Below are 18,077 nucleotides of genomic sequence, written 5' to 3' on the forward strand. Positions count from 1 at the left end.
CCGGGGCCGCAGGGGGCGCCCCCGGCTCCGCTCCCGCCTGCGGGGCCGCCGTAAGATCGGGGCATGGAGCCAGTGGCGGTGGGGCTGATCGGGGCGGGGCCGTGGGCCGAGATGGCGCACGCGCCGATGCTGGCCGAGGGCCCGCACACCAGGCTCGCCGGGGTGTGGGCGCGGCGGCCGGAGTCGGCCGCGCGGCTCGGCGCGCCGGTGTTCGAGCGGGTCGAGGAGCTGTTCGACGCGTGCGAGGCCGTCGCGTTCTGCGTGCCGCCGGACGTGCAGGCCGAGCTGGGCGTGCGCGCCGCCCGCGCGGGCAAGGCGCTGCTGCTGGAGAAGCCGCTCGCCGGCTCGCTGGACGGCGCCAGGCGGCTGGCCGCCGCCGTGGCCGAGGCGGGCGTGCCCAGCCAGATGGTGCTCACCCTCCGCTACGCCGCCGAGACCCGCGCGTTCCTGGCCCGGTGCGCCGAGATCGACCCGTTCGGCGGGCACGCGGCCAACATCTCCGGCTCCCTCATGGGCGACCACCCGTTCGCCACCCCGTGGCGGCTGGAGCGCGGCGCGCTGCTCGACGTCGGCCCGCACGTGATCGACCTGCTCGACGCCGCGCTCGGCCCGATCACCGGCGTGCGCGCCCACGGCGACCCGCTCACCTGGGTGGGGCTGCTGCTGGAGCACGAGGGCGGCGCCGTCAGCGAGGCGTCGCTGTGCCAGGCCGGCGTGGGCGAGCTGCCCCCGTCGAGCTTCGCCGTCTACGGCCGCAAGGGCAGCGCCGTGCTCGCCCACGGCGACGGCGACCCGCTGGCGGCGGTCGCCGAGGAGTTCGCCCGCACGGTCAGGCAGGGCGGCGGGCACCCGCTCGACGCCGCGCACGGGCTGCGGCTCCAGGAGATCATCGCCGAGGCGGAGTCCCAAGTCCGCGCCTTGTGACGCCCCACCCTTGACGTCGCTGTCGTTCTGGGGGGTTGATAGCGTTTGTCCGACGCGCAGTGCTGCAGCGAAGTCCGGTGCGAATCCGGCGCTGTCCCGCAACTGTCATAGCCAGGTCGCCTGCCTCTGCGTGACGTCATCAACCCTCGTGGAAAAGGGTGATCCGTCGCTCTTCGCGGGTCTCTCGGTTCCGTCAGTGTGAAAGGACTACTCGTGAGGCCCGTACGCACGGCCTTCGCGGGCGCGCTGCTGGGAACGCTGCTGCTGGCCGGCTGCGGCCAGACCGGCACGACAGCCACCCCCGCGACCCCCGCCCCCTCCTCCTCCGCCTCGTCCTCCGGCGACGCCTTCCCCGTCACGGTCAAGGCGGGCAACGGCGACGTCACCCTCGCCGCCAAGCCGCAGCGGATCATCTCGCTGTCGGCCACCCACACCGAGACGCTGTTCGCCATCGGCGCCGGCCCCCAGGTGATCGCCGTCGACGACCGCTCCAACCACCCGGCCGAGGCCCCGAAGACGGATCTGTCCGGCTTCAAGCCGAACGTCGAGGCCATCGTCGCCCAGAAGCCCGACCTCGTCGTCGTCTCCGACGACATCGACCACGTCGTCGCCGAGCTGGGCAAGCTGAACGTGCCCGTCCTGCTGGAGCCCGCCGCCACCAACCTGGACGAGGCGTACGACGAGATCACCGACCTGGGCGCCGCCACCGGCAACCGGGCCAAGGCGGACGAGGTCGTCGCCGGGATGAAGACGGCGATGGCCGAGCTGGCCGCCAAGGCGCCCAAGGCCGACCTCACCTACTATCACGAGCTCGACCAGACGCCGTACGCGGTCACGTCCACGACGTTCATCGGCCAGATCTACGGCATGTTCGGGCTCACCAACATCGCCGACAAGGCGCCCGACGCGGCAGGCGGCTACCCGAAGCTGTCGGCCGAGTTCGTCGCCCAGGCCGACCCCGACCTGATCTTCCTGGCCGACGTGAAGTGCTGCCAGCAGAGCAAGGAGACGCTGGCCAAGCGCCCCGGCTGGAAGAACCTGTCCGCCATCACCGGCGACCAGGTGATCGAGCTGGACGACGACGTCGCCTCCCGCTGGGGCCCGCGCGTCGTCGACCTGGCGCGGGCGATCGGTGACGCCGTCACCAAGGCGGCCGGCCGCTAGTGCGGTCCGCCGAAACGGCGGCCGGGCCGTCCCGCGCCCGGCCGCTCTGGGTGACCGGCGCGCTGGGCGCGCTGGCCCTGTCCATGGTCGCGGGCCTGCTCGGCGGCGCGGCCGACATCTCGCCCTGGCAGGTGGTGGTCCAGGCCGCCGACTGGCTGCCGTTCGTGACCGCCGACTCGGGGCTGTCGCCCGTCGAGCAGGGACTGCTGTACGAGCTGCGCCTGCCCAGGGTGCTGGTCGCGGCCGTGGTCGGCGGGCTGCTGGCCATCGCCGGGGCCGGCTACCAGGGCGTGTTCAGGAACCCGCTGGCCGACCCGTACCTGCTCGGCGCCGCCGCGGGCGCCGGGCTCATGACGACCGTGGCCATCGTGCTGCTGCCGCAGCTCGCGGCGAGCATCCCGGTGGCGGCGTTCGCGGGCGCGGTCGGCGGCGTCTTCCTCGCCTACGCGCTCGGCAACACCGCCGGACGCTCCGGCGGCACGTCCACGCTGGTGCTGGCCGGGGTGGCCGTCACCTCGTTCCTCACCGCGATCCAGACGTTCGTGCAGCAGTTCAAGGTCGAGGAGCTGCAGCGGATCTACGCCTGGATCCTCGGCGACGTCGGCGGCGGCTGGGAGCAGTTCTGGCTCGTGCTGCCGTACGCCGCCGTCTCCGCCGTGCTGCTCCTCCTGCACGGCCGCATGCTCGACGTGCTGTCGGTGGGCGACGAGGAGGCCGTGAGCCTCGGCGTGCGGGCCGCCCGGGTCCGGTTCACGGTGCTGCTGGCCGCCTCGCTGGCCACCGCCGCCGCCGTCGCCGTCAGCGGGCTCATCGGGTTCGTCGGCATCGTCGTCCCGCACCTGGTGCGCCGCCTGGCCGGCGGCTCCTACCGCAGCGTGCTGCCGCTGTCGCTGATCGTCGGCGCGGCCTTCCTGGTGCTCGCCGACCTCGCCGCGCGCACCGTCATCGCCCCCGCCGAGCTGCCGATCGGCGTCGTCACCATGTTCGTCGGCGCGCCGTTCTTCGTGGCCGTCCTGCGCATGACGCGGAGGACCGCGACATGACGGGCACCCCGGCCATGATCGGCGTCCGCGACCTCTCCGTACGGCTCGGCGACCGCGAGGTGCTGACCGGCGTCGACGCCACCGTACGGCGCGGCGAATGGCTGGCGATCATCGGGCCCAACGGCGCCGGCAAGTCCACGCTGCTCAAGGCCGTCATGGGCGTGCTGGCCCACCGGGGTCAGGTGGACCTCGACGGCCGCTCCGCCGCCACGCTCAAACCGCGCCAGCGCGCCCGGCTCATCGCCTACGCGCCGCAGACCCCGGCCGTGCCGCCCGACATGACGGTCTTCGACTACGCCCTGCTCGGGCGCACCCCGTACATCCCCTATCTCGGCAGGGAGAGCCGCCACGACCGGGAGGTCACCGCGTCCGTCCTGGACCGGCTCGACCTGACGGCGTTCGCCACCCGCCGGGCGGGCGAGCTGTCCGGCGGCGAACGCCAGCGCGTCGTGCTCGCCCGCGCCCTGGCCCAGCAGGCGCCCGTGCTCCTGCTCGACGAGCCCACCACCGCGCTCGACCTCGGCCACCAGCAGCAGGTGCTGGAGCTCGTCGACCGGCTCAGGCGCGCCGACGGGCTGACCGTCGTCACCACGCTGCACGACCTGACCCTCGCCGGCCAGTACGCCGACACCCTCCTGCTGCTCGCCCGGGGCCGCGCCGTCGCCTGCGGCGAACCGGACAAGGTGCTCACCGAGCCGCTCGTCGGCGAGCACTTCGACGCCCATGTCATGATCGAGCCGGGCCCCGGCGGGCGGCCCGTCGTGCACCTCGTCAGGGGAGGACCGTGAAGCTCAGCTACCGGGTCGAGGAAGGCGTCCGCCTCGGGTCGCTGCTCTGGGAGTTCGGGCCCGGCTGGCGGATGATCTCCTCGGCCATGCTCGGCGGCGGCATCGGGCCGCGCTCGTGGGTGCTCAACGCCCAGGTCGTCGCCGGCTACTCGCGCACCGACCCGGTCGAGCACCTGACCTCGCTCGGCCCCACCGGCGACGGCGTCGGCATGATGACCGCCGCCTCCGTCGACCGCTACAGCGAGGCCCGCGACGGCGGCGTCCACGCCGTGGCCACCGTCGGCCTGCGCGTCCCCACCTGGGCCGCCGCCCCCGAGGGCGCCGCCGACCCCGAGCTCGCGCCCATGCGCGTCGGCACGATCAACATCCTGGCCGTCGTGCCCGTCGCGATGACCGACGCCGCCCTGGTCAACGCCGTCATGACGATCACCGAGGCCAAGACGCAGGCGCTCGCCGAGACCGGCTACGCGGGCACCGGCACCGCCTCCGACGCCGTCTGCCTCGCCGTCCCCGCCACCGGGCCCGAGGAGCTGTTCGGCGGCCCCCGCTCCGAGTGGGGCGCCCGCCTCGCCCGCGCCGTCCACGCCGCCGTCCGCCACGGCGCCGAAGCGTGGCGGCCCTGGGACGGAAAGTGACCGGATCCGGGTAAGTACCATGTCGGTGAAGGGGAGAGCCGCGATACTGAGTGGGTGACCGCGATGGCGACCGAACCGACGACCGCGCGCACGGTTCTTCCGGGCGCGCCGCCGTTCAGCGTCGACGACCTGCTCAAGTTCCCCGACGACGGGAATCGCTACGAGCTCTTCAACGGGAGCCTTCTGGTGAGCCCTGCCCCCAACTCGCTGCATCAGCTCGCCGCCACCCTCATCACGGACATCCTGTTGAGAGCGGCGCCGCCGGACCTGATCCCCCTGGCGACGATCAACCTGCGTGTCAGCGACACCGACTACTACATCCCCGACCTCGCGGTCGTGCCCCGGGAGCTCGCCAGGGCCGGTCAGCTGGAGTTCTCGCCCCAGCACGTCCGGCTCGCCGTGGAGCTGGTCAGCCCGAGCACCAAGACGAGGGACCGGGCGACCAAGCTGGAGGCCTACGGGGCCGCCGGAATCCCCGTCTACTGGCGGGTGGAGCTGGACGAGGGGCCGGCCCTCTACGCGTACGAGTTCGAAGGCGACTCCTACGGCCGGGCCGCCGTGCACAAGGCCGGGCGCTCCGCGTCTCTGTGGGCGCCCTACCCGGTGACCTTCGACCCCGCCGACCTGATCGCGTAACGAAGGGGGGCGTCGGCGCGATGGGGTCGTGGTGGGATTCCCGGCGTCCGGCCGATGCCCGCACGCCGTTCTCTTGACTTACGGCAGGCGCTTGGGACCCTGGTCATATCCCTTCGTACGGGGGCGGCGATGGCGCGTCTCTCAGCTCTGGCCGGCGGTCTCACGGCGACGATCGCGCTGCTCACCCTGCCCGCGGTGGCGCACGAGCACCCCAGCGGCATCACCGACCTCGTCACCCCCGCCGTCGTGCGGGTCGAGGCCGTCTCCCACGTGGAGATCACCCTCCTCGACCACATCGGCGAATTACGGCACGTGGAGCGTTCCTACGACTTCCCGCTCGGCCAGGGCACCGGCACCGTGGTCAACCCCGAGGGCGCGATCGTCACGCTGACCCGCGTCGTGCGGACCGGCGAGGACGTGGCCGTGCGGGCCGCGAACAAGATCTTCGCCGAGCACCACGACGTGAAGATCCCGCAGGACGCCGAGCGCCACTCGCTCGACGACCCGCTGCTCGACCGCCACCTCAAGCAGTGCTACCCGCCGAAGAAGTCCACCGCGACCTGCATCATCGACGTCTCCACCGAGATCACGATCTTCCCGAACGTGGCGCCCGCCGACACCGACGGGTTCAAGGCCGACCTGGTCAAGGCCGGGTCCGGGCCCGACAGCCCCGCCGTGCTCATGCCGATCGGCCGGGCCGTCGGCAGCGTCGGCATGCCCACCGCCCCGCTCGCCGACAAGGTGCCCGACCAGGTCGGCTCGCCCACCAGCGTGGCGGGCTTCCTCGGCAGGCCCGGCCCCGACGTGCAGAACACCGTCGAGATCGCCCACCTGGGCAAGGGCGGCGGCAAGGGCGACACCGGCAGGCCGTTCGCCGACCCGGAGAAGAAGGCCGACGAACCCGTCAAACTGGGCGGCCTGGCCGACCGCGGGCTGATCGGCGCGCCGGTGATCGGCGACAAGGACGGCCACGTCATCGGCATGCTGATCGGCGGCGGCAAGGAAGCCAAGATGATCGGCGTCCGCGAGATCACCGCCGCGCTGACCAAGGCCGGCATCGCGCCCCGCCGGGGGGCGATCGACTCGGCGTTCGAGGGCGCGCTGACCCGCTACCACACCGCGTACTACACCGAGGCGGCCCCCGGCTTCCAGCGCGTGCTTGAGCTGTACCCCGGCAACGTCGTCGCCGCCGAGCTGCTGAAGATCTCCCTGGCCAAGCGGGGCGGCCCGGAGGACGCGGGCACCCGGCGGGCCGGCGTCACGCCCGCCTCCGGCGGCACGCCGCTGTGGCCGTTCATCGTGGCGGCGGCCGTGCTGTTCGTCGCCGCGGGCACCGGGGCGTTCCTGCTGTGGCGGCGCAGGCGTACACCCGACATGCCGCCGTCGCCGTCGCCGTCGCCACCGGCCCCGCCCCCGGTCCCGGCGGGCGCGATGCCGCAGCCGCTCGACGAGGGCGCCGACCAGACCGTCGTGGTGCGCCGGTCGGCGCCGTTGCAGGCGATCCCGCAGCACCAGCCGGTGATCACCGCGGGCGAGCCGCCGGTCGTGTTCTGCACCGCCTGCGGGATGCGGCTCGGCCCCGCCCACCGCTTCTGCGGCTACTGCGGCCACCCCGCCGAGACGTGATGCCCGTGAACGACAGAGCACTCATCGGCCAGGAGGTGGCCGGCTACTACATCGAGGACATCGTCGGCAAAGGCGGCATGGCCGTCGTCTACCTCGCCCTGGACCCCCGGCTCAGCCGCCGGGTCGCGCTCAAGATCCTCAACCCGGTGCTGAGCGTGGACGACCGGTTCCGGCAGCGGTTCATCCTGGAGTCCAGGACCGTCGCCAGCATCGAACACCCCAACATCATCCCCATCTACGAGGCCAACGCCGACGCCGACGGCGTCCTCTACATCGCCATGCGCTACGTCGACGGGCTCGACCTGCGGCGGCTCATCCACGACCGCGGGCCGCTGCCGCTCGGCCGGGCCAACCGGATCTTCGCCCAGGTGGCCGCCGCCCTCGACGCCGCCCACGCGCACGACCTCATCCACCGCGACGTCAAACCGGCCAACATCCTGCTCGCGGGGGAGCACGTCTACCTGACCGACTTCGGCATCACCAAGCACCGCACGTCCATCTCCGGGCTGACGCAGACCGACCAGTTCATCGGCACGCCGCGCTACATGTCGCCGGAGCAGATCAACAAGGAGCACATCGACGGCAGCGCCGACCAGTACGCGCTGGCGTGCGTCGTGTACGAGGGGCTGTCGGGGCGGCTGCCGTTCCAGCGGGACAACGACATCGCGCTGCTGTGGGCGCACCTGGCCGAGCAGCCCGCCCCGCTGACGACGCTCCGGCCCGGGCTGCCGCCCGCCGTGGACGCGGTGATGAGCCGGGCGCTGGCCAAGTCGCCCGAGCAGCGCTACCCGTCCTGCACCGCCTTCGTCGACGCCCTCCGCGCCGCCATCGACAGCCTCGCCCCCGACGCCGAAGGCCGCCCGCTCCCCGGCAGCGGCCCTCCCCGGGCTCCGGGCGCCGTCCCGGGCGGACTCCCTTGGGGAGAGGACGCGGCGCAGGGTGGCGGGCCCTCGTGGGGCGATGGCGTGGCGCCGGGTGGCGGGCCCCGGGGCGTGGGCACGCCCCAGGGTGGCGGGCCTCCTCGGGGCGACGGTGCCGTCCGCGGTGGCCCGCCCTGGAGGGAGGCCGGAGCGCCCGGCGGCGGCCCTTCCTGGGGTGAGGGAGCAGCCCGCGATGCGGGACGCGCCCACAGCGAGGACGCGCCTCCCGGCCACGTCCCCGGCGGGCCTGGCCCGGACGGTCTGGAGGGAAGGCCGGGGTACGGTCCCAGTTCGTCCCGCTCCTCCGGTGCGGACGCGCGCTCGGGCCACGTTCCTGGCGGGCCTGGCCCGGATGGGGCGGAGGGAGGGCCGGGGTACGGCTCCGGCTCGTCGCGCCCGTCCGGTGCGGACGCGCGCCCGGGCCACACCCCGGAGGGAGGGGCGGGGCATGCCGCTGGCGTGGCCCGTTCTGAGTCGCCCCCCGGCCAGGCCCTCGGGGGGTCTCACCGCGACGGGGCCGAGGGAGGGGCCGGGTACGGGCTCGGTGGGTCCCGGGGGCGGGGTGGGAGGTTGCCGATCGTGGTGGCCGGGCTGGTGGCGGTGGTAGCGGCGCTGGCCCTGGTGGTGATGCTGGTGGTGAGCCAGCGGGGCGAGTCGTGGGTGCGGTTCCAGGACACCCGCGCGGCGCCGCTGACGTTCGAGCACCCGGAGGGGTGGACCGCGCGCACGCACGCCGACCTGTTCGCGCTGGCGTCGCCGAGGGCGGCGGAGTTCGAGGCGATGTTCGTCTCGGGCGCGAACGCCGACTGGGCGGCCGTCAACGGCGTCATCACGGGCGACCCGGAGAATGCCGTGGGCGTGTACGTGCAGGTGTCGGACACGCTGGCGGCCGGGGCGGGCCGGGACGAGATGAAGGCGATGCTGGAGGGCCTGCTGCCGGGCGAGATCGAGGTGAGCGCCCCGGTGCCGGACCGGGCGGGCAACCGCGACGCCACCCGCTACGACGGCTCGCTGCGCGACCGCAACACCGGCAACGCGCTGGGCTTCGTCGGCTACGTCATCGACCACCGCCCCAAGCCGATCCTCATGCTGTACTTCTGCGCCCGCAACAGCTGTGACGACGCCACGCAGGTCCGGGTGCGGCAGAGCGTGGTCGTCTCCTGACCAGTGGCTTGGAACTGACTTGCGTACGGCTTGACCTGGGTGTTCAACGGCCCTTCCGGCGTCTACCTTCGACAGCTGTGGGCATTCGAATCGTCATCGTGGACGACCAGGCGATGGTCAGGGCCGGGCTGCGCATGGTCGTGGAGAGCGATCCCGGCATGGAGGTCGTGGGGGAGGCGGCCGACGGGCGTGACGCGATCGCCGTGGCCAGGCGGACGCGGCCGGACATCGTGCTGATGGACATCTCCATGCCGCGCCTGGACGGCCTGAGCGCCGCCCGGCAGCTGCTGGACACGCCGTCGCCGCCGAAGGTGATCACACTGACGACGTTCGACACGGACGAGAACCTGTGGGCGGCGCTGCGCGCGGGCACGAGCGGGTTCCTGCTGAAGGTGTCGCCGCCGGAGCAGCTCATCGAGGCGATCCGCATCGTGCACGCGGGTGACGCGCTGCTGGATCCGGCGGTGACGAGCCGGGTGATCGCCTCGTTCGCGGGCCGCGCCGAGCCGGTGCCGTCGCCGCGGCTGGCGGATCTGACGCCGCGCGAGCTGGAGGTGCTGCGGCTGCTGGCGCGCGGGCTGACGAACGCGGAGATCGCCCGGGAGCTGTACGTGGGGGAGGCCACGGTGAAGACGCACGTGGCGCGGGTGCTGATGAAGCTGGGCCTGCGGGACCGGGCGCAGGCGGTGGTGTTCGCCTACGAGTCGGGCGTGGTGCGCCCGGGGGACGCGAACTGATCTCAACATGCGGAAGGCTTTTGCGAGGCACTGGGGACGTATGTGTATATTTTTCGTCATAAGGCGGTAGCAACAGGAGATTTTCATGCGAGCATTCCCCCGAGTGCTGTTCGACGAGGCCCACAGCGAGTCGTGGACCATCCGGCGTGATGTCGCCGAGGCCATCAACCCCGCCCACCCCGACGACAACAGTTACGCGCGCGCCGCCGGGCTGCTGCGCCACCTGGGCCACACGGTGACGGCCCACACCGCCGGCGCCCTCGACGCGGGAACGCTCCAGGACCAGGACGTCCTGGTCATCGCGCACCCGTCCGGCGAGCGCTGGGAGCGCACCACCGGCCAGGGCAGCCCGGTGTTCACGCCGGACGAGCTGGACGCCGTCGAGGCGTTCGTCTCCGGCGGCGGCGGCCTGGTCGTGCTGGCCGAGGAGGAGCAGGACAAGTACGGCAACAACCTGGCCGAGCTGCTGGCCCGGTTCGGCGTGAGCGTGGGCCACACCACCGTGCGCGACCCCAGGAACGCCCACCGCGAGGTGGCCACCTGGGTGCTCGGCGAGCGCGCCACCGGTGACGGCCTGCTGGCCGGCGTGAAGCGGGCCTGCTTCTACCGCTCCGGCGTGCTCGCGGCCGGGGACGAGGCCACCGTCCTGTTCGCCACCTCGGCCGACGCCGACCCGGCGGGCGCGCCGCTCGCCGTCGCGCTCACGTACGGGCGCGGCCGGGTCGTGGTGTTCGCCGACTCCGACCTGTTCGGCGACGACTCGATCGACGACTACGACCACCGCAGGCTGTGGGGGAACGTGGTCACCTGGGCCGCCCGGGTGCCCGACGCCGGGGCCGGGGCGGGGGAGCGCGACGAGGTCAAGGCGGCGCTGTTCGCCCGGATCAAGGCCGCCGTCGAGGAGCTGCGCCCGCTCCAGGTCAAGGACGGCTCGGTGCCGGAGGAGAAGGGCCGGGCCAAGGAGCTGGTCGCGGAGATCTCCGCCGCGATCGGCGACATCGCCCCGAGCTTCCCGCATGACGCCGCCTACCTCCAGGCCGTCCGCGACGACCTCGCCCAGTGGTCCGAGCAGGACCTCGGCGTCCCGGACTTCCTGCGCTCGCTGGAGCTGTTCCACCCCGACACGCAGCGCGTGGACGGCCTGGAGCACCTCGTCGTCTTCCCCATGTACACGCAGAACGGCAACCCGGACCGCAACCTGGAAGCCGTCTGGATCCGCACCATCTGGCCGGACTGGCTGGCCGAGCTGGAGGCGGGCGGCTACGACAACCCGATGTTCGTGCCGATCGCGTTCGAGGACTTCACCTCCGGCTACGACACGCACTCGGCCGTGCTGTTCCCCGAGACCGTCGCCGTCCGGCAGGCGCCCGCCCGCTTCACCTGGGGCGGCATCTTCGCCGACCGCGAGGCCGCCCGGTTCCGCCGCGTGTCCAAGGCCGCGACCGAGACGCTCAAGCTCGACCTGCCGCCGGACGCCGCCCGCCTGCTGGAGTCGCAGCAGCTCGCCCAGGACACGTTCGTGCTGTGGGACCTGGTGCACGACCGCACGCACAGCCACGGCGACCTGCCGTTCGACCCGTTCATGATCAAGCAGCGGATGCCGTACTGGCTGTACTCGCTGGAGGAGCTGCGCTGCGACCTGACCGCGTTCGGCGAGGCCGTGGAGCTGGAGCGGCGCGGGGTGCCGCACGCCCGGTACGTCCAGCACGCGATCCTGTTCGACCGGCTGTTCCGCTTCCCGATCACCGGGGCGCGGGTGCGCAACTACGACGGGCTCGGCGGCCAGCTCCTGTTCGCCTACCTGCACCGCAACGACATCGTGCGCTGGACCGACAACCGGCTGTCCATCGACTGGGAGCGCGTCGCCGACGGCGTCGCCGACCTGCGCGGCGAGGTGGAGAAGCTCTACCGCGACAGCATCGACCGCTCCAAGCTGGCCCACTGGCTGGCCGCGCACGAGCTGGTCAGCGCCTACGTGGCTCCCGACCCCGCCTCCGTGTGGGCCAAGGGCGTCGCCGCGCTGCCCGAGGAGCAGAAGGCCAAGGTGGACGCGGTGCTGCCGGACGAGTTCCCCCTCAGCATGTTCTACGAGGCGCTGCGCCGTAAGCTGGCCGACGTGGTCGAGTCGACGAAGGGGATCCGGGCATGATCATTCTTGTGACGGGCGCGGCCGGTCCCACCGGCGCCGCGGTGACCGAGCACTTCACCAAGCACGGCCACACCGTGATCGGCGTCGACAAGGACGACGTCGACCTCCTCGACCGCGCCGCCGTCCAGGAGCTGGCCGCGCGGATCGACGCCGAGCACGGCCGCGTCGACGGCGTCGTCCACCTCGTCGGCGGGTGGCGCGGCTCGCCCTCGTTCGACCGCACCGACCTCGCCGACTGGGACACCCTGCATGACCTGCTCATCCGCACCCTGCAGCACGTGTCGCTGGCCTTCGAGCCGCTGCTGCGCAAGAGCGGCAACGGCCGGTTCGTGATCGTCTCGGCCAAGGCCGCCGGCAAGCCCGAGGCCGGCGGCGCCGCCTACGCCGCCGCCAAGGCCGCCGCCGAGGCGTGGACGCTCTCCCTGGCCGACGCGCTGCGGGGCACCGGCTCCGCGGCCACTATCCTGGTCGTGAAAGCCCTGGTCAACGACGCCATGCGGGCCGCCAAGCCGGAGGCGAGGTTCCCCGGCTTCACCGACGTGCGCGACCTGGCCGAAGCCATCGGCGGCCTCTACGACCAGCCGGCCGACCAGATCAACGCCACCCGATTGGACCTCACTACGTGACTCCCCGGCACGACCCCCGGCTCAAGGCGTTCGCCAGCGACAACTACGCCGGGGTCCATCCCGAGATCCTCCAGGCCATCGCCGAGGCCAACGGCGGCCACCAGATCGCCTACGGCGAGGACGTCTACACCGAGGCGCTCCAGGACGTCTTCCGCCGCCACTTCGGCGATGGGGCGCGGGCATGGCCGGTGTTCAACGGCACCGCCGCCAACGTCGTCTCCCTGCGCGCGATGACCGCGCACTGGGAGGCGGTCGTCTGCGCCGAGACCGCCCACATCAACACCGACGAGGGCGGCGCCCCCGAGGTGACCGGCGGCATCAAGCTGCTCACCGTGCCCACGCCCGACGGCAAGCTCACCCCCGAGCTGATCGACCGCCAGGCGTGGGGCTTCGGCGACGTGCACCGCGCCCAGCCGAAGGTCGTCTCCATCTCCAACACCACCGAGCTGGGCACCGTCTACACGCCCGCCGAGATCGCCGCGGTCTGCGACCACGCGCACGAGCTCGGCATGCTCGTCCACCTCGACGGCTCCCGCCTCACCAGCGCCGCCGCCGCGCTCGACGTGCCCCTGCGGGCGCTCACCACCGACGCGGGCGTCGACGTGCTCTCCTTCGGAGGCACGAAGATCGGGCTGCTGTACGGCGAGGCCGTCGTGGTGCTCAACCCCGAGGCGGCCACGGGCATCGACTACCTGCGCAAGACGTTCATGCAGCTGTCGTCGAAGATGCGGTTCGTGTCGGCGCAGTTCGAGGCGCTGCTTTCGGGCGACCTGTGGCTGCGCAACGCCCGGCAGGCCAACGCCATGGGCAGGCGGCTGGCCGAGGCCGTGCGCGAGCTGCCCGGCGTCGAGGTGCCCCGGCCCGTCGAGGCCAACGCCGTCTTCGCGGTGCTGCCGGCGGACGTCACGGCCCGGCTGCAGAAGCGCTTCCGCTTCTACACCTGGAACGAGGCGACCGGCGAGGTGCGCTGGATGTGCGCGTTCGACACCACCGAGGAGGACGTCGACGCGTTCGCCGCGGCGATCGCCGAGGAGCTGGCGGCCGGCTAGCGTCCGAGGGCCAGGCGGGCGGCCTGCCAGCCGCCCATGCCGTGCACGCCCGGCCCCGGCGGCGTCGAGGCCGAGCACAGGAACACGCCCGGCAGCGGGGTGCGCCACGGCGCCGGCGACCACACCGGCCGCCGCACGAACTGGCCGAGGCTCGCCAGCCCGCCGCCGATGTCGCCGCCGACCAGGTTGCGGTCGGCCGCCTCCAGCGCGGCCGGCCCCATGACGTGGCGGGCCAGCACCCGGTCACGGAAGCCGGGCGCGTACCGCTCGATCTGCGCCTCGATCGCCCGGCTCAGGTCGGCGCGGGAGCCGTTCGGGACGTGGCAGTAGGCCCACAGCGTGTGCCCGCCCCGGCCGGGGTCGGCCGCGTAGGGCTGCACCAGCAGCACGTACGGGCGCGGCGAGAGGCGGCCGGCGGCCGTCTCCGCCTCGCCGAGCGCGATCTCCTCCAGCGTGCCGCCCAGGTGGACGGTGCCCGCGCCCGCCACCGCCGGGTCTCGCCACGGCACCGGCCCGTCGAGCGCCCAGTCGACCTTGAACGCGCCGGGCCCGTGGCGGAAGCGCAGCAGCCGCTCCCGGTAGCGGGCGGGCAGCGGGCCGTGGCGGCCCGGCTCCTCCGCCAGCGCCGCGAACTCGCGCGGCGACACGTCCAGCACCACCGTCGGCGCGTCGAGCTCACGCAGCGAGCGCACCCGGTGGCCGGCCACCGCCTCGCCGCCGAGCTCCCGCAGCCGGGCGACCAGCGCGTCGGCCAGCCGCTGCGAACCGCCCGCCACCAGCGGCCAGCCCACCAGATGGGCGAGCACGGCCAGCGTCAGCCCGTAGCCGGCGGTGAGGGGCGCGCGCAGGTCCAGCATCGAGTGCGCCGCCATGCCCGCGAGCAGCGCCCGCCCGCGCGCCGTGCGGAACGCCCGCCGCGCCAGCGTCGTCGCCGGCAGCGCGGCCGCCACCCCGAACCGGGCCGCCGCCGCGAACGCGGCGGGCCGCGGCTCCCACGGGCCCAGCGGCTTCAGCAGCAGGTCGGTGAGCGGGAACCCGGCCCGCACCGCCGCCCCCACGACCGCCCGCCACACGCCCGCGTCACGCCCCAGGCCCTCGGCGGTGCGGTCCACGTCACGGTGGACGAGCACCGCCGGGCCGTCGTCCAGCGGATGGGCCGCCACCACCGGCGGATGGGCGAACTCCACCCCGTCCAGCGTGAGGCCGCGCATCGCGGGGGAGGCCAGCGCCATCGCCATCACGGTGGCGCCGAGGTCGTGCACCCGGCCCGGCGTCGTCAGCTCCGCCGACCGCAGCGCGCCCCCGAACTCCCGGGCGGCCTCCAGCAGCAGCACCCGCCGCCCGGCCGAGGCGAGCGTCACGGCCGCCACGAGCCCGTTGGGGCCCGATCCGACCACGACCGCGTCGGCGCCCATCAGCTCATTTCAGGATCGTCGGGAACGGCTGCGCGCCCCGGAGCGCGAGGAGCTTCGTCATCAGGTCGATCTCGCCCGACTGCCCCTCGACGATCTTGCGGGCCATGCCGGTCACCTCGGCCCGGTCGGACAGCTTGAGCAGGCCCTCCGCCATCTGCACCCCGCCCTCGTGGTGGCGGATCATCAGCTGGAGGAACAGCACCTCCGCCTCCGTGCCCTGAAGCGCGCCGAGCTTGTCGAGCTCCGCCCGCGACGCCATGCCCGGCATCGCGCCGCCCTGCGGCTGCTGCGCGCCGTGACCGTGACCGCTCATCCACGCCATCGGCCGCAGGTCCGTCGCCTGCGTCAGCTCCCACTGCTGCAACCAGCCCAGGAACATGCCGCGCTGGTTGGCCTGCGTGTTGATGATGTCGAAGGCCAGGTTACGGATCTCGCGCGACTCGCTCTTGTCGCGGATCGTGAACGACATGTCGACCGCCTGCGCGTGATGCGTGGCCATGTCGCGGGCGAAGCCGGCCTCCGCCGACGTCTCACCCGGCGTGCCCCGGCCCCCGAACACGAGAAAGGCCGCCGCGACCACGACGACGAGGACGGCGAGGACGGCGAACAGCGGCTTTCCGGCGGGCTTCTCCATGGCATGACCAGGTTACCCACCTGCGCGAGCGGTTGTGATCGCATGCTTATACGCCGCTTATTCTCCGCATACGCCCGGAGGGCATAGGGTGACCCAAGTTGGTACGCCGATGGAGGAACGATGACGAAGGAGAAGGCGCAGGCCCGGCGCGAGCATCTGCAGCAGATGCGGGCCGCGCAGAAGCGCAAGGAGCGCCGTGCAGCCTTTCTGATGTGGGGCGCGGGCGGCCTCGTCATCGTGCTGCTCATCGGCGTGGTCGGCTTCTACCTGGTCAAACGCGCACAGGAGACCTCGCTCGACGGGGTCGCCAGCGTCAAGTACGAGGCCGGTCAGCACGTGTGGAACACGGTCTCGTACAAGGAGACCCCGCCGGTCGGCGGCGAGCACAACAACTACTGGCAGCTGTGCCGGGTCTACGACAAGCCGATCCACTCCGAGCACGCCGTCCACTCGCTGGAGCACGGCGCCATCTGGATCACCTACCGGCCCGACCTGCCCAAGGCGCAGATCGACCAGCTGAAGGACGTCGCCGGTTCGACGGGGCAGCAGGACTACATGCTGGTCAGCCCGTTCCCCAACCTGCCGTCGCCGATCGTGGTCTCCTCCTGGGGGCACCAGCTCAAGCTGACCGACCCGGGCGACCCGAAGCTGGGCGCGTTCATCAAGAAGTACCAGAACGGCCCCGACACCCCTGAGCCCGGCGCGACCTGCGGCGGCCCCCAGGCGGTCGAGACGACCGCCGACGAGGCGCCGCTCCCGCCGGAGCCGCAGCAGCAGACGCAGGCGCCGCACGACAGCGCCAGCCCCTCGGCCAGCCCTTCGGCCTCCCAGTAGGCCCTCGGGCAGCACGCCATCGACACCGGCGGCCCGCGTTCCCTCCGGGGGGCGCGGGCCGTTCGCGTGCCGCCCGGCAGGCTCCGCTTCGAGGTGAGCACGCGCGTCCTCGCCCCGCCCCGGCGCGTCTTCGACGTGTCGCTCTCCGTGGAGCTGCACACCGCCTCGATGGCCCGCTCGGGGGAGCGGGCCGTCGGCGGCGTCACCTCCGGGCAGCTCGCGGCCGGCGACCGCGTCACCTGGCAGGCGCGCCACTGGGGCCGCTGGGGCGGGTGGCCGAGCGGATGTGAGCCATGTCACCGGCCGGCGAGAACCGGGCGGGCAGGGTGTGGCGTCTGTGAAGTGTGAGGTCGAGGAAGGCACCGGACGAGGAACAGCTCGTCCGGCGCGTCGCCAAGGGTGACCAGGCGGCGTTCGAGGAGCTCTACCGGCGTACCGCGCCGTGGATCGCGACGCGGCTGCGCCGCCGCTGCGCCGACGAGCAGATCGTCGCCGAGGTGATGCAGGAGACGTACCTGGCGGTGTGGCGGGCGGCGGGCGCGTTCGCGGGCGTGGCGGCCGACGGCACGGCCGTGGGCTGGCTGTGGACGATCGCCGCCCGCCGGCTGGTGGACGCGTTCCGGCGGCGGGCGCACCACGCCGAGCCGCCCCCGGCGGCGGCCCTGACCGGGACGGCTCCGGCGGCGGAGGAGGAGGCGCTGGCCTCGGCCGTCGGCGGCGACGTCGGCGACGCGCTGCGCCTGCTCGCCCCGGAGCTGCGGCAGGTGCTGCAGGCGATGGTCCTGGACGGCCTGTCGGTCCGCGAGACCGCCGTGCTGCTCGGCGTGCCCGAGGGCACCATCAAGACCCGCGCCAGGCGCGCGCGGATCGCCATGCGGCAGAACCTGCGGGAGATCGTACGGGAGGCGCTGTCATGAGCGGATCCTGGGACGGCGCGCACGCGTCCGACCGGCAGATCACCGGCTACGCCTGCGGCGGCACGCTCGCGGGTGACGAGCTGTGGGCGCTGGAGGCGCACCTGGAGGCGTGCGCGCCGTGCCGCGATCGGCTGGCGCGGGCGGCGGGGCCGGAGGTGGCCGCGCTGGTCGGCGGCGTGTGGGACGAGCTGCGGCCCCGGCTGGGACGCGTCGCCCCGGCGCCCCGGCGGCGCGGACCGGTGTGGGCCCGCTGGGCCTCTCCGGTGACCGCGCCGTGGGTGCTGATGACGGTGCTGGTGACGGCGCTGGGCGTGGCGCTCGAACGGACAGCCCCCGGCGGCGTGTCCCTGGTGCTGCTGGTCGCGCCGGTCCTGCCCGTGGCGGGCGTGGCCGTCGCGTGGGGACGCGCCATCGATCCGGCGTACGAGGTGGTGGCGGCGACGCCGAGGGCCGGGCTGGGGCTGCTGGCGCGGCGCACCGCGGCGGTGCTCGCCGTGGTGCTGCCCGTGCTGGCCGCCGCCGGCTGGGCGAGCGGCGTCAGGGTGGCGCTGTGGCTGCTGCCGTGCTTGGCGTTCACCGCCGGGACGCTCCTGCTCGGCGGGCTCGTCGGGATGGTCCGCGCCGCCGCCGTCCTGGCGGGCGTGTGGGCCGTGGTGATCGTCGCGCCGACGACGCTGCTCAGCCGCCTCTCCTTCGCCCTGGAGCCCGGCAGCGTGCCCGTGTGGGGCGCGCTCGCCGCGCTGGGGATCGCCGGGGTGCTGGCGCGCGGGAGCGCCTACTCCCTGCTGGACGCACATCGATGAACGAGCGGAAGGA

The 18,077-nt window shown here is 73.6% G+C and carries 18 protein-coding genes; 16 read left to right on the forward strand and 2 right to left on the reverse strand.

Annotated elements, in window-relative coordinates:
- Positions 1–63: 63 nt before the first annotated feature.
- The 12 genes from AB0G11_RS15385 to AB0G11_RS15440 all read left to right on the forward strand — a co-directional run bounded on the left by AB0G11_RS15385 (position 64) and on the right by AB0G11_RS15440 (position 13,461).
- On the forward strand, positions 64–924 hold the full coding sequence (locus AB0G11_RS15385; RefSeq protein ID WP_219501693.1) for a Gfo/Idh/MocA family oxidoreductase: 861 nt from the start codon (positions 64–66) through the stop codon (positions 922–924).
- Between the two features lie 213 nt (positions 925–1,137).
- A complete protein-coding gene (locus AB0G11_RS15390) occupies positions 1,138–2,088 on the forward strand; it encodes an ABC transporter substrate-binding protein (protein WP_219501692.1) in 951 nt (316 codons plus the stop codon).
- 83 nt (positions 2,089–2,171) lie between these two features.
- Positions 2,172–3,131, forward strand: a complete 960-nt coding sequence (locus AB0G11_RS15395) for an iron ABC transporter permease (protein WP_219501935.1) — start codon at positions 2,172–2,174, stop codon at positions 3,129–3,131.
- Positions 3,128–3,919, forward strand: coding sequence for an ABC transporter ATP-binding protein (locus AB0G11_RS15400; RefSeq protein WP_246644267.1), 792 nt, complete (start codon positions 3,128–3,130; stop codon positions 3,917–3,919). Before AB0G11_RS15395 ends, AB0G11_RS15400 begins: the two co-directional genes overlap by 4 nt.
- The gene (locus AB0G11_RS15405; RefSeq protein WP_357586374.1) at positions 3,916–4,554 is read left to right on the forward strand and encodes an adenosylcobinamide amidohydrolase; all 639 of its coding nucleotides are present in this window, start codon (positions 3,916–3,918) and stop codon (positions 4,552–4,554) included. The genes AB0G11_RS15400 and AB0G11_RS15405 overlap by 4 nt, the downstream gene beginning before the upstream one ends.
- Positions 4,555–4,617: 63 nt before the next feature.
- Positions 4,618–5,190: a Uma2 family endonuclease gene (locus AB0G11_RS15410; protein WP_357586375.1), complete on the forward strand. Its 573-nt coding sequence runs from the start codon at positions 4,618–4,620 to the stop codon at positions 5,188–5,190.
- Between the two features lie 129 nt (positions 5,191–5,319).
- Complete coding sequence (locus tag AB0G11_RS15415; RefSeq protein WP_357586377.1) at positions 5,320–6,816, forward strand: zinc ribbon domain-containing protein; 1,497 nt, start codon at positions 5,320–5,322, stop codon at positions 6,814–6,816.
- Positions 6,816–8,900, forward strand: coding sequence for a protein kinase (locus AB0G11_RS15420; protein WP_357586379.1), 2,085 nt, complete (start codon positions 6,816–6,818; stop codon positions 8,898–8,900). Before AB0G11_RS15415 ends, AB0G11_RS15420 begins: the two co-directional genes overlap by 1 nt.
- Before the next feature lie 77 nt (positions 8,901–8,977).
- A complete protein-coding gene (locus tag AB0G11_RS15425) occupies positions 8,978–9,637 on the forward strand; it encodes a response regulator transcription factor (RefSeq protein ID WP_219501683.1) in 660 nt (219 codons plus the stop codon).
- An 85-nt stretch (positions 9,638–9,722) separates the two neighbouring features.
- Positions 9,723–11,786, forward strand: coding sequence for a DUF6421 family protein (locus AB0G11_RS15430; RefSeq protein ID WP_357586381.1), 2,064 nt, complete (start codon positions 9,723–9,725; stop codon positions 11,784–11,786).
- On the forward strand, positions 11,783–12,412 hold the full coding sequence (locus tag AB0G11_RS15435) for an SDR family NAD(P)-dependent oxidoreductase (RefSeq protein WP_219501679.1): 630 nt from the start codon (positions 11,783–11,785) through the stop codon (positions 12,410–12,412). The genes AB0G11_RS15430 and AB0G11_RS15435 overlap by 4 nt, the downstream gene beginning before the upstream one ends.
- Complete coding sequence (locus AB0G11_RS15440) at positions 12,409–13,461, forward strand: low specificity L-threonine aldolase (protein ID WP_357586383.1); 1,053 nt, start codon at positions 12,409–12,411, stop codon at positions 13,459–13,461. Before AB0G11_RS15435 ends, AB0G11_RS15440 begins: the two co-directional genes overlap by 4 nt.
- On the opposite strand, the gene AB0G11_RS15445 is transcribed toward AB0G11_RS15440, so the two are convergent.
- Positions 13,458–14,876, reverse strand: a complete 1,419-nt coding sequence (locus AB0G11_RS15445; protein WP_357586385.1) for an NAD(P)/FAD-dependent oxidoreductase — start codon at positions 14,874–14,876, stop codon at positions 13,458–13,460. The two genes, AB0G11_RS15440 and AB0G11_RS15445, sit on opposite strands and share 4 nt — an antisense overlap.
- Positions 14,877–14,880: 4 nt before the next feature.
- Positions 14,881–15,510 (reverse strand): DUF305 domain-containing protein, encoded by a 630-nt coding sequence (locus AB0G11_RS15450; RefSeq protein WP_357586387.1) that lies wholly within the window; start codon positions 15,508–15,510, stop codon positions 14,881–14,883.
- Between the two features lie 120 nt (positions 15,511–15,630).
- Here AB0G11_RS15450 and AB0G11_RS15455 point away from each other — a divergent pair, with 120 nt between their 5' ends.
- The 4 genes from AB0G11_RS15455 (at position 15,631) to AB0G11_RS15470 (ending at position 18,064) form a co-directional block, all read left to right on the forward strand.
- Positions 15,631–16,344, forward strand: a complete 714-nt coding sequence (locus AB0G11_RS15455) for a DUF3105 domain-containing protein (RefSeq protein ID WP_357586389.1) — start codon at positions 15,631–15,633, stop codon at positions 16,342–16,344.
- 93 nt (positions 16,345–16,437) lie between these two features.
- Entirely contained in the window at positions 16,438–16,692 is a 255-nt protein-coding gene (locus AB0G11_RS15460; RefSeq protein ID WP_357586391.1) for a hypothetical protein, read from the forward strand.
- Positions 16,689–17,261, forward strand: a complete 573-nt coding sequence (locus AB0G11_RS15465; RefSeq protein ID WP_219518934.1) for an RNA polymerase sigma factor — start codon at positions 16,689–16,691, stop codon at positions 17,259–17,261. Before AB0G11_RS15460 ends, AB0G11_RS15465 begins: the two co-directional genes overlap by 4 nt.
- Positions 17,258–18,064 carry a zf-HC2 domain-containing protein gene (locus tag AB0G11_RS15470; protein ID WP_357586393.1) on the forward strand — a complete coding sequence of 269 codons (807 nt, stop codon included), beginning with the start codon at positions 17,258–17,260 and terminating at the stop codon, positions 18,062–18,064. The genes AB0G11_RS15465 and AB0G11_RS15470 overlap by 4 nt, the downstream gene beginning before the upstream one ends.
- Positions 18,065–18,077: the final 13 nt, after the last annotated feature.

It is taken from the genome of Nonomuraea sp. NPDC023979, assembly GCF_040639085.1.
In the GTDB taxonomy this organism is placed as follows: Bacteria; Actinomycetota; Actinomycetes; order Streptosporangiales; family Streptosporangiaceae; genus Nonomuraea; species Nonomuraea ceibae.

Bases quoted from the DNA above. Each gene is read 5' to 3' on its own strand.
- AB0G11_RS15385 (WP_219501693.1), top strand. From the start codon at position 64: ATGGAGCCAGTGGCGGTGGGGCTGATCGGGGCGGGGCCGTGGGCCGAG.
- AB0G11_RS15395 (WP_219501935.1), top strand. From the start codon at position 2,172: ATGGTCGCGGGCCTGCTCGGCGGCGCGGCCGACATCTCGCCCTGGCAG.
- AB0G11_RS15400 (WP_246644267.1), top strand. From the start codon at position 3,128: ATGACGGGCACCCCGGCCATGATCGGCGTCCGCGACCTCTCCGTACGG.
- AB0G11_RS15410 (WP_357586375.1), top strand. From the start codon at position 4,618: ATGGCGACCGAACCGACGACCGCGCGCACGGTTCTTCCGGGCGCGCCG.
- AB0G11_RS15415 (WP_357586377.1), top strand. From the start codon at position 5,320: ATGGCGCGTCTCTCAGCTCTGGCCGGCGGTCTCACGGCGACGATCGCG.
- AB0G11_RS15420 (WP_357586379.1), top strand. From the start codon at position 6,816: ATGCCCGTGAACGACAGAGCACTCATCGGCCAGGAGGTGGCCGGCTAC.
- AB0G11_RS15430 (WP_357586381.1), top strand. From the start codon at position 9,723: ATGCGAGCATTCCCCCGAGTGCTGTTCGACGAGGCCCACAGCGAGTCG.
- AB0G11_RS15435 (WP_219501679.1), top strand. From the start codon at position 11,783: ATGATCATTCTTGTGACGGGCGCGGCCGGTCCCACCGGCGCCGCGGTG.
- AB0G11_RS15445 (WP_357586385.1), bottom strand. From the start codon at position 14,876: ATGGGCGCCGACGCGGTCGTGGTCGGATCGGGCCCCAACGGGCTCGTG.
- AB0G11_RS15450 (WP_357586387.1), bottom strand. From the start codon at position 15,510: ATGGAGAAGCCCGCCGGAAAGCCGCTGTTCGCCGTCCTCGCCGTCCTC.
- AB0G11_RS15455 (WP_357586389.1), top strand. From the start codon at position 15,631: ATGACGAAGGAGAAGGCGCAGGCCCGGCGCGAGCATCTGCAGCAGATG.
- AB0G11_RS15470 (WP_357586393.1), top strand. From the start codon at position 17,258: ATGAGCGGATCCTGGGACGGCGCGCACGCGTCCGACCGGCAGATCACC.